Source organism: Vibrio sp. 10N.286.51.B11, assembly GCF_041469245.1.
Classification (GTDB): domain Bacteria; phylum Pseudomonadota; class Gammaproteobacteria; order Enterobacterales; family Vibrionaceae; genus Vibrio; species Vibrio crassostreae_C.
Window position 1 is genome coordinate 1 of the sequence record NZ_JBFRKI010000005.1, and the last position, 7,844, is coordinate 7,844.

Below are 7,844 nucleotides of genomic sequence, written 5' to 3' on the forward strand. Positions count from 1 at the left end.
CGAAATCTTTAGCAACACCGCCGTATACTTTTGCAAGAGTAGTACAGATAGCAGCAGTTAGAGTTGTTTTACCGTGGTCAACGTGGCCGATAGTACCAACGTTTACGTGCGGTTTCGTACGTTCAAATTTTTCTTTAGACACAATCGTGTTCCTTCCTAGTTATGATTCGCCACGTTCATTATTGAGCGAGACGCGCCAGAAATTGCTATTTTATGCGCCAACTCTCGTTAGCGCAATATTTGGACGCATTGTTCTTTCAAAAAATGAAAAAAAATGCCTTCCTTTTGTTTAACCACGCTCTGCAATGATTGCTTTTGCAACATTGTTAGGCACTTCAGCGTACTCACTAAACTCCATAGAGTAAGAAGCACGACCTTGTGTCGCAGAACGTAAATCAGTTGCGTAACCGAACATGACAGACAACGGAACTTGTGCACGAATTATCTTCAGGCCAGCTGTCCCCTCGTCCATACCTTCGATGATGCCGCGACGACGGTTAATATCGCCAACAACGTCACCCATCCAGTCTTCTGGAGTAGTTACTTCAACTTTCATCATAGGCTCAAGCAGAACCGGTTGCGCTTCAAGTGCACCCGTTCTGAAAGCCATAGAGGCAGCGATTGTAAACGCCATCTCACTTGAATCTGTTTCATGGTAAGAACCATCATATAGTGTAGCTTTGATATCCAAAACTGGATAGCCAGCAAGCACACCATTGTTCATCTGCTCTTCAACGCCTTTAGCAACTGAAGCGATAAACTCTTTCGGTACGATACCATTGGCAATTTCATCCACAAAGACAAAGCCTTCGCCAGCTTCTGATGGTTCTAGTTTCAGCCATACGTGACCGTACTGACCTTTACCACCATGTTCACGGATAAATTTACCTTCCGCTTTCGCTGTACCACGAATAGTCTCACGGTAAGCCACTTGCGGGTTACCAACGTTGCAGTTCACGCTAAATTCGCGCTTCATACGGTCAACGATGATATCTAAGTGTAGTTCACCCATACCAGAAATCAGAGTCTGGCCAGTTTCCGCATCCATATCAACGCGGAACGATGGGTCTTCCGCTGCTAGTTTACCTAGAGCGATAGTCATTTTGTCTTGATCAGCTTGAGAGCTTGGCTCTACAACGATCTGAATCACTGGATCTGGGAACTCCATGCGCTCAAGAACAATCTTATGGTTCTGGTCACAAAGGGTTTCACCAGTAGTCACATCTTTCAGGCCAATGATGGCTGCGATGTCACCTGCTCGTACTTCTTTTACTTCTTCACGCTTGTTTGAGTGCATTTGAACAATGCGACCTAAGCGTTCACGTTGTTTCTTCACAGAGTTGTAAGCTGTTTTACCGCTTTCAACAACACCAGAGTAAACACGGATGAAAGTTAAAGTACCAACGAATGGGTCTGTTGCAATCTTGAATGCTAGCGCTGAGAACGGTTCTTTGTCGTCTGCGTGACGCTCTGCTTCGTTCTCGTCTTCATCGATACCTTTAATTGCAGGTACATCGACTGGAGAAGGAAGGAAATCAACAACTGCATCTAGAACAGCTTGTACACCTTTGTTTTTGAATGCACTACCACAAGTAGCAAGTACGATTTCATTATTAAGGGTACGAGTACGAAGACCTTGTTTGATTTCAGCTTCTGTTAGTTCACCTTCTTCAAGGTACTTATCCATCAGCTCTTCATTTGCTTCTGCAGCAGCTTCAACAAGTTCTGTACGATATTCTTCAGCCATTTCTTGCATGTCTGCAGGAATATCTTCGTACGTGAAAGTCATGCCTTGGTCAGCTTCATTCCAGTTAATTGCCTTCATCTTGATAAGATCGACAACGCCTTGGAAGTTTTCTTCAGCACCAATGTTCAGTTGAATTGGAACAGGAGTTGCGCCTAAGCGGTCCTTGATCTGTTCAACTACGCGCAAGAAGTCAGCGCCGGTACGGTCCATTTTATTAACGAAAACCATACGTGGAACTTGGTACTTATCAGCTTGACGCCATACTGTCTCTGACTGAGGTTCAACACCAGATGAGCCACAGAACACAACAACTGCACCATCAAGCACACGCAGAGAACGTTCTACTTCGATTGTGAAGTCAACGTGTCCAGGAGTGTCGATGATGTTAATACGGTGGTCCGAGAACTGAGCTTCCATACCACGCCAAAACGTAGTGGTTGCTGCTGAAGTGATCGTAATACCGCGCTCTTGCTCTTGCTCCATCCAGTCCATGGTTGCTGCACCATCGTGAACTTCGCCGATTTTGTGAGAAAGACCGGTATAGAACAGAATACGTTCACTTGTGGTTGTTTTACCTGCATCTACGTGAGCAACGATACCGATATTACGGTATTGCTCTATAGGAGTTTTACGAGCCACGGTTGAATCCTCTTATTAGAGACTTAGGGACTATTGCTATGTCTAGATTAGGCGTTAAAAGCGATGCTTCGCTAAAAATTGCTTGCCCTAGAAATAGCAATAGTTCCTAGCATAAGCATAGGAACTAAAGAAGTGCTGCAAGGAACCTTGCAGCACTAAAAAGGTATTACCAACGGTAATGTGCGAACGCTTTGTTTGCGTCAGCCATGCGGTGAACGTCTTCACGTTTCTTAACCGCAGTACCTTTGTTCTCAGACGCGTCTAGCATTTCAGCAGCTAGGCGTTGAGCCATAGATTTTTCACCACGCTTACGCGCAGCTTCAACTACCCAACGCATAGCAAGAGCGTTACGGCGAACCGGACGAACTTCTACAGGTACTTGGTAAGTTGAACCACCTACACGGCGAGATTTAACTTCTACCGCTGGGCGAACATTTTCAAGAGCTTCTTCAAATACAGCTAAGTGGTCTTTACCAGACTTCTCAGCCATTGAATCTAGTGCAGTGTAAACGATTTTTTCTGCAGTAGATTTCTTTCCGTCAACCATAAGGATGTTAACGAATTTTGCCAGCAATTCAGATTTGAACTTAGGATCTGGAAGGATCTTACGCTGACCTATTACGCGACGACGTGGCATGGATATTCTCCGTTGTCTTCTTCAGGTTTTTTCCAAAACTTTTCAGAATAATAAATAAAATAGTGTTTGGCCTTACTTAACGATTTCTTTTTAAAAAAGAGAATCAATTAAGACTTAGGACGTTTCACACCGTACTTAGAACGACCTTGTTTACGGTCGTTAACGCCAGCACAGTCAAGTGCGCCGCGAACAGTGTGGTAACGAACACCCGGAAGGTCTTTTACACGACCGCCACGGATTAGTACAACACTGTGCTCTTGTAGGTTGTGGCCTTCACCGCCGATGTACGAAGTTACTTCGAAACCGTTAGTTAGACGTACACGACATACTTTACGTAGTGCCGAGTTAGGTTTTTTAGGTGTAGTAGTGTAAACACGAGTACATACACCACGTTTTTGTGGGCACGCTTCTAGTGCAGGCACGTTGCTTTTAACAACTTGCTTTACACGAGGTTTGCGAACCAACTGGTTAATAGTTGCCATTAACTAGCTCCTGAAATTTACTTGAAAGTAAGCTTTGTGAAAAATCTATCCCTAATCACAAGTCGTAATTAGGGACGCAAAATTCTATTCAGCAGTGGGAGGTGTGTCAAGAAATATACAGATCTTTTTTAGCCGTCTAGAGCTCAGGATGGTCTACTTTTAACCAAACTGATAAAACACAGCTACCAAGTGACTGATTTGTCGTTCAAAACCGTCAGTTTAACGAAGCCATCGAAGTCAACTTGATCAATGGTACTTGAGACAAGTAGTTGTAAACCTCGGCTATCGAGATCTGGTTTTAACACCGACACCTGCTCTACTGCGCAGATTTGAGTGAATAACTCATGATTGGGAAGGCAAACATACACCGCATCTTCCACCAAAAGATACTGATCTTGTGGCTGAGAATAGGTCAATGCGAGTTTAAGTTTGTCGACTGATTTTACAATATGAAGCATAGCGTCCCCTAGAAAGTCAGTATCTGTTGGCACTGAGCTAACTTCTGCGTTAACTCGTCGGCTTCAACGGTGGTCACATCGATCAGCAGGTTGTCTGCTGAAAGACCAAACTGACTCAGACTACGCTGACACACATACACCTGTTCGATGTCGTACAGGTCCATAAGTTTGAATGCAGAGATGTAGTCACGCGATAGTGTTTCGTCGGGCTGCTGCGCTTTGAGAAGCTGTGTCACGCCATCGCCAACAAAGAACACGGCAATGTCTTCACTATATGCGGACGCAGCAAGCAGGGCGTCTAACCCTTCTCTACCCGCAGCGGTCGTATGAGGGAAACTGTTAAATATAAAGGCTAACTTTCTCAAAACTGCACAACCCTATCTTGCGTTAGTAGCGCTTCCGATAAGCTCCCTAATCCGGCTTGAGTAAATCCAGTGGCTAGGTTAGAGGCACTTAGTTGATGTTGCTCTGCTTCTTCAGAGCTAATCACTCCGCGTCTTAGCGCAGCTGCCACACAGGTTTCAAGGCTAACATCGTGTTCATCAGCCAGCTTTTGCCAAGCAGAAGCTAAATCAAATTCATCGTTAGCCGGTACGGTAAGATCTGAGCCGTTACTGACGCCATCTTGATAGAAGAACACACTGTGAAGTTTGTGGCCCTGTTTAATCAGAGCCACGGCAAACTGGTAGGCACTTCTTGCTGACTGTGAGCCATAGACTGGCCCATTCACTAGGAGTGTATAGCTTAGCAACCCTCTTCATCCTCTGTTTTACGTTGGCGGATGTATAGGTACACGGTGTGCTTAGAGATGTTCAGTCGCTCAGCAACGCGGTTGATCGCGTCTTTAATATCGAAAATACCTTTGTCGTACAGCTCCATCACGATCTGACGGTTCTTAGTATTGTTCGATACCGATTTGTCAGCGTTAATTTCTTCAATGGTGCGTTCAACCGTTTGGTCGACAAGTTCTTCAACGTCACTAGCGAAGTTAACCGATGATGCGGCTTCGTCTGCGTCTTGTGTAGGCATGAACGATTGCAGCACTTGTGAGAATGGCGCGTCTAGATTCACGTTAATACACAGTAGGCCAATCACTCGGTCTTCACCGTTGCGGATAGCAACCGTGATCGACTTCATCAACACTCCGCCTTTAGCGCGAGTGAAGTATGAACGTGAGAAGTTACGCTTAGAACCTTCAATATCTTTTAGCATCTTCAATGCAAGATCGGTGATCGGCGAGCCAACCTGACGACCTGTATTTTCGCCGTTGGCAATTTTAATCGCAGAAGTATTGAGGTCTTCTAAAGAGTGCAAAACGATTTCACAAAACGGACCAATAAGGCTCGCAATACCGTCAACAACGGCCTCATAAGATCTTAGAATGATTTTATCGTGTTCACTGAATGGCATAACGTGGACTGATTCCATTTCAAGTAACACATCTGCATTGACTGTTTCTGTAGTAGTCACTTATTCCTTACCTTCGTGTGAAAAATCAACAAATTTATGTAAGTTTATCAGAAAATTTTAATTGCACACCTAGCTAACATTGCAACTAGTGATTTAGAACAAGTTTAAAAATCAAATACTCATCTTCAAATCATAAAAAAAGCCTAACTCAAAGTTAGGCTTTTTATTCAATCAACGTATTTTAGTACGAGGCTTTTAACCGATATTACTGTGCAGGAGCTGCTTCAGCGTTATCGATGTTTAGTAGTTCTACTTCGAATACTAGCGTTGAGTTAGCAGGGATAGTCGGTGTGTCTTGCTCACCGTATGCTAGCTCTGGCGGGATAACGAACTTGTACTTAGAACCAACTTGCATCAGTTGTACGCCTTCAGTCCAGCCTGGGATTACGCGGTTAAGTGGGAATGTTGCTGGTTCACCACGGTCGTAAGAGCTGTCGAACTGAGTACCGTCTGTTAGCGTACCTTTGTAGTGAACTTGAACAGTATCAGTGTCTTTTGGAGAAGCACCTTCACCAGCAGTCATTACTTGGTAAAGTAAACCAGATTCAGTTTGCTTAACGCCTTCAGTTTTAGCGAACTCAGCGCGGAAGTCATCACCGGCTTTCTTCACTTCTGCAGATTTTTCTGCCGCTTGTGCTTGCATCGTTTCAGCAACACGCTTGTCTAGAGCTTCAAGAGCTGCGCGAGTTTCTTCTTCGTTCAGTGCAGTTTTCTCTGCGAATACGTCTTCGATACCTTGAAGAACCATATCTTTGTCTAGGTTAATACCTAGCTCGCTTGGCTTATCAATGCTTGTGCTTAGGTAATTAGCGAAAGATACGCCGATTGCGTATGCCGCTTTGTCGTCTTCTGTTTTAAAGTTTACTGCTTCAACTTTAACTTCTTCAACCTGTGGAGCTTCTGCCTTTGGTTCTTCTTTCTGACAACCAACTGCTAGCATAACCGTTGCGGCAAGCAGTGATACTTTTAAAACTGATTTCATTGAATTCTCCAATTAATGGCCAAGCCATTGGTTATTGTGCACAAATCTAATGATTAGATTGGTGTGAATACGTTAGTTATAACAATATACTAGTCATATGTCTTTCGACACAAACCGGATTATTAGATGTGATGCGAATATTTTTCCACTCATTGCTATGTACAATTGTCATCGCCTTGTTAAATGGATGTTTTTTCTTCCAAGATGATGAGCAACGTTGGGAAATTGAACCCAATGGTGCCACCAGCTTTGCCCTTAGCAGAGATGGACGCTTCGCCCTGCTCTACTCTCAGAAAAAACAACTATTGCTTTGGGACCTTGCCGAAAACAAAGAGTTAGCTCAACTCGGCCCACAAGATCAATTAGAAAACCAAGTATCGCGTATCCGTATCTCGGACAATGGCCGCTTTGCCATTACCGCAAGCCAGATGAACTTCGCCGTTTGGGACCTCTCTTGGACTCAAGCACAAGGGCTTTGGTCTATCTCCGATGGCTTAATTCGCGATGTCGATATCTCTAGCAATGGTGAAAAAGTATTGCTTGGCCTGTCTAATGGCAAAGCGATCTATGTGGACTTAGTCACCGGACGCCGTCTTGAGTTCCTTGCTCACCGAGAAAAAGTTAATTCTGTTTCCCTTTCTTCCAATGGTCGCTACGCATTATCAGGTGGCAACGACTATAAAGCCTACCTGTGGGATACCGAGTCAGGCTTGGTATTACGCACCTTTGAGCATGAACAAAGAGTAGTACGAGTCGCGCTACAACGCGATGGCGAGCTGGCTTTTACCTCTGATGGCGGCAATCAAGCGATGATTTGGGATCTTGAAACGGGCGAACCTCAAGCGCAATTGCAAAGCTGGTCTCGACAGTTGATTTTTTCGAGTGCTCGTTTTTCTGATGACGGCAGCATGTTGGTGACGGGCACGCCATCCAGCCAAGTGAGTGTGTGGAATACTCAGGATGGCAAACGAATTTCTCGCCACGATGCTGAGCCACTAAAAGATGCTCGCCCTCCTCGTGCGGTAGTGTATGATGCAGCCTTTGATGATAAGAACCGTGTGATATCGGGCACCTCTGCGGGCATTGCCCAAGCTTGGAATGTGGATTAAGAACGATGACAGAAAAGCGAGTTGAACAACTAGAAAGCCGCGTAAATGACCTAGAGTGTCAGCTAGCTTTCCAAGAACAGACCATTGAAGAACTCAATGAAGCGCTTAGCCAACAACAAATGTTAATCACGAGAATGCAAGATCAGATGAAGTTCGTGGTTGGCAAAGTAAAAAATATGGATGGCTCTAATCTAGCTGACGCATCAGAAGAGACGCCACCTCCACACTATTAAGTGCGGTTCAAAATAACCAATTAAATCTAACGACGCATATCGTTAGTTTCTCGTCCTCAATGTGTAAACACATTTCAGGACGGGACA

The 7,844-nt window shown here is 44.6% G+C and carries 11 protein-coding genes; 2 read left to right on the forward strand and 9 right to left on the reverse strand.

Annotated features, from left to right (window positions below):
- The 9 genes from AB4154_RS02045 to fkpA form a co-directional block, all read right to left on the reverse strand.
- A partial coding sequence (locus AB4154_RS02045; protein WP_242456805.1) for a GTP-binding protein occupies positions 1-142 on the reverse strand: 142 nt, incomplete at its 3' end.
- A gap of 147 nt (positions 143-289) precedes the next feature.
- On the reverse strand, positions 290-2,386 hold the full coding sequence (gene fusA, locus AB4154_RS02050; protein ID WP_017061101.1) for an elongation factor G: 2,097 nt from the start codon (positions 2,384-2,386) through the stop codon (positions 290-292).
- A gap of 166 nt (positions 2,387-2,552) precedes the next feature.
- Positions 2,553-3,023, reverse strand: a complete 471-nt coding sequence (gene rpsG / locus AB4154_RS02055) for a 30S ribosomal protein S7 (RefSeq protein ID WP_010435163.1) — start codon at positions 3,021-3,023, stop codon at positions 2,553-2,555.
- A 107-nt stretch (positions 3,024-3,130) separates the two neighbouring features.
- Positions 3,131-3,505 (reverse strand): 30S ribosomal protein S12, encoded by a 375-nt coding sequence (gene rpsL / locus AB4154_RS02060; protein WP_004737194.1) that lies wholly within the window; start codon positions 3,503-3,505, stop codon positions 3,131-3,133.
- A 182-nt stretch (positions 3,506-3,687) separates the two neighbouring features.
- Positions 3,688-3,963, reverse strand: coding sequence for a sulfurtransferase complex subunit TusB (gene tusB, locus AB4154_RS02065; RefSeq protein ID WP_017063711.1), 276 nt, complete (start codon positions 3,961-3,963; stop codon positions 3,688-3,690).
- An 8-nt stretch (positions 3,964-3,971) separates the two neighbouring features.
- Positions 3,972-4,328 carry a sulfurtransferase complex subunit TusC gene (tusC, locus tag AB4154_RS02070; RefSeq protein ID WP_017063710.1) on the reverse strand — a complete coding sequence of 119 codons (357 nt, stop codon included), beginning with the start codon at positions 4,326-4,328 and terminating at the stop codon, positions 3,972-3,974.
- Entirely contained in the window at positions 4,325-4,714 is a 390-nt protein-coding gene (gene tusD / locus AB4154_RS02075) for a sulfurtransferase complex subunit TusD (protein WP_017063709.1), read from the reverse strand. The genes tusC and tusD overlap by 4 nt, the downstream gene beginning before the upstream one ends.
- Positions 4,708-5,433, reverse strand: a complete 726-nt coding sequence (locus AB4154_RS02080; protein ID WP_004729851.1) for a transcriptional regulator — start codon at positions 5,431-5,433, stop codon at positions 4,708-4,710. The genes tusD and AB4154_RS02080 overlap by 7 nt, the downstream gene beginning before the upstream one ends.
- A gap of 205 nt (positions 5,434-5,638) precedes the next feature.
- On the reverse strand, positions 5,639-6,415 hold the full coding sequence (fkpA, locus tag AB4154_RS02085; RefSeq protein ID WP_017061105.1) for an FKBP-type peptidyl-prolyl cis-trans isomerase: 777 nt from the start codon (positions 6,413-6,415) through the stop codon (positions 5,639-5,641).
- Positions 6,416-6,546: 131 nt separating this feature from the next.
- On the opposite strand from fkpA, the gene AB4154_RS02090 reads away from it, so the two are divergent.
- Both AB4154_RS02090 and AB4154_RS02095 read left to right on the forward strand, forming a co-directional pair.
- Entirely contained in the window at positions 6,547-7,524 is a 978-nt protein-coding gene (locus AB4154_RS02090; RefSeq protein WP_102320012.1) for a WD40 repeat domain-containing protein, read from the forward strand.
- 5 nt (positions 7,525-7,529) lie between these two features.
- A complete protein-coding gene (locus AB4154_RS02095) occupies positions 7,530-7,757 on the forward strand; it encodes a SlyX family protein (RefSeq protein WP_009848930.1) in 228 nt (75 codons plus the stop codon).
- The last annotated feature ends 87 nt before the right edge of the window (positions 7,758-7,844 follow it).

Coding starts and splice junctions, on each gene's coding strand:
- rpsG (WP_010435163.1), bottom strand. CDS start 3,023: ATGCCACGTCGTCGCGTAATAGGTCAGCGTAAGATCCTTCCAGATCCT.
- rpsL (WP_004737194.1), bottom strand. CDS start 3,505: ATGGCAACTATTAACCAGTTGGTTCGCAAACCTCGTGTAAAGCAAGTT.
- fkpA (WP_017061105.1), bottom strand. CDS start 6,415: ATGAAATCAGTTTTAAAAGTATCACTGCTTGCCGCAACGGTTATGCTA.
- AB4154_RS02095 (WP_009848930.1), top strand. CDS start 7,530: ATGACAGAAAAGCGAGTTGAACAACTAGAAAGCCGCGTAAATGACCTA.
- tusB (WP_017063711.1), bottom strand. CDS start 3,963: ATGCTTCATATTGTAAAATCAGTCGACAAACTTAAACTCGCATTGACC.
- AB4154_RS02090 (WP_102320012.1), top strand. CDS start 6,547: ATGCGAATATTTTTCCACTCATTGCTATGTACAATTGTCATCGCCTTG.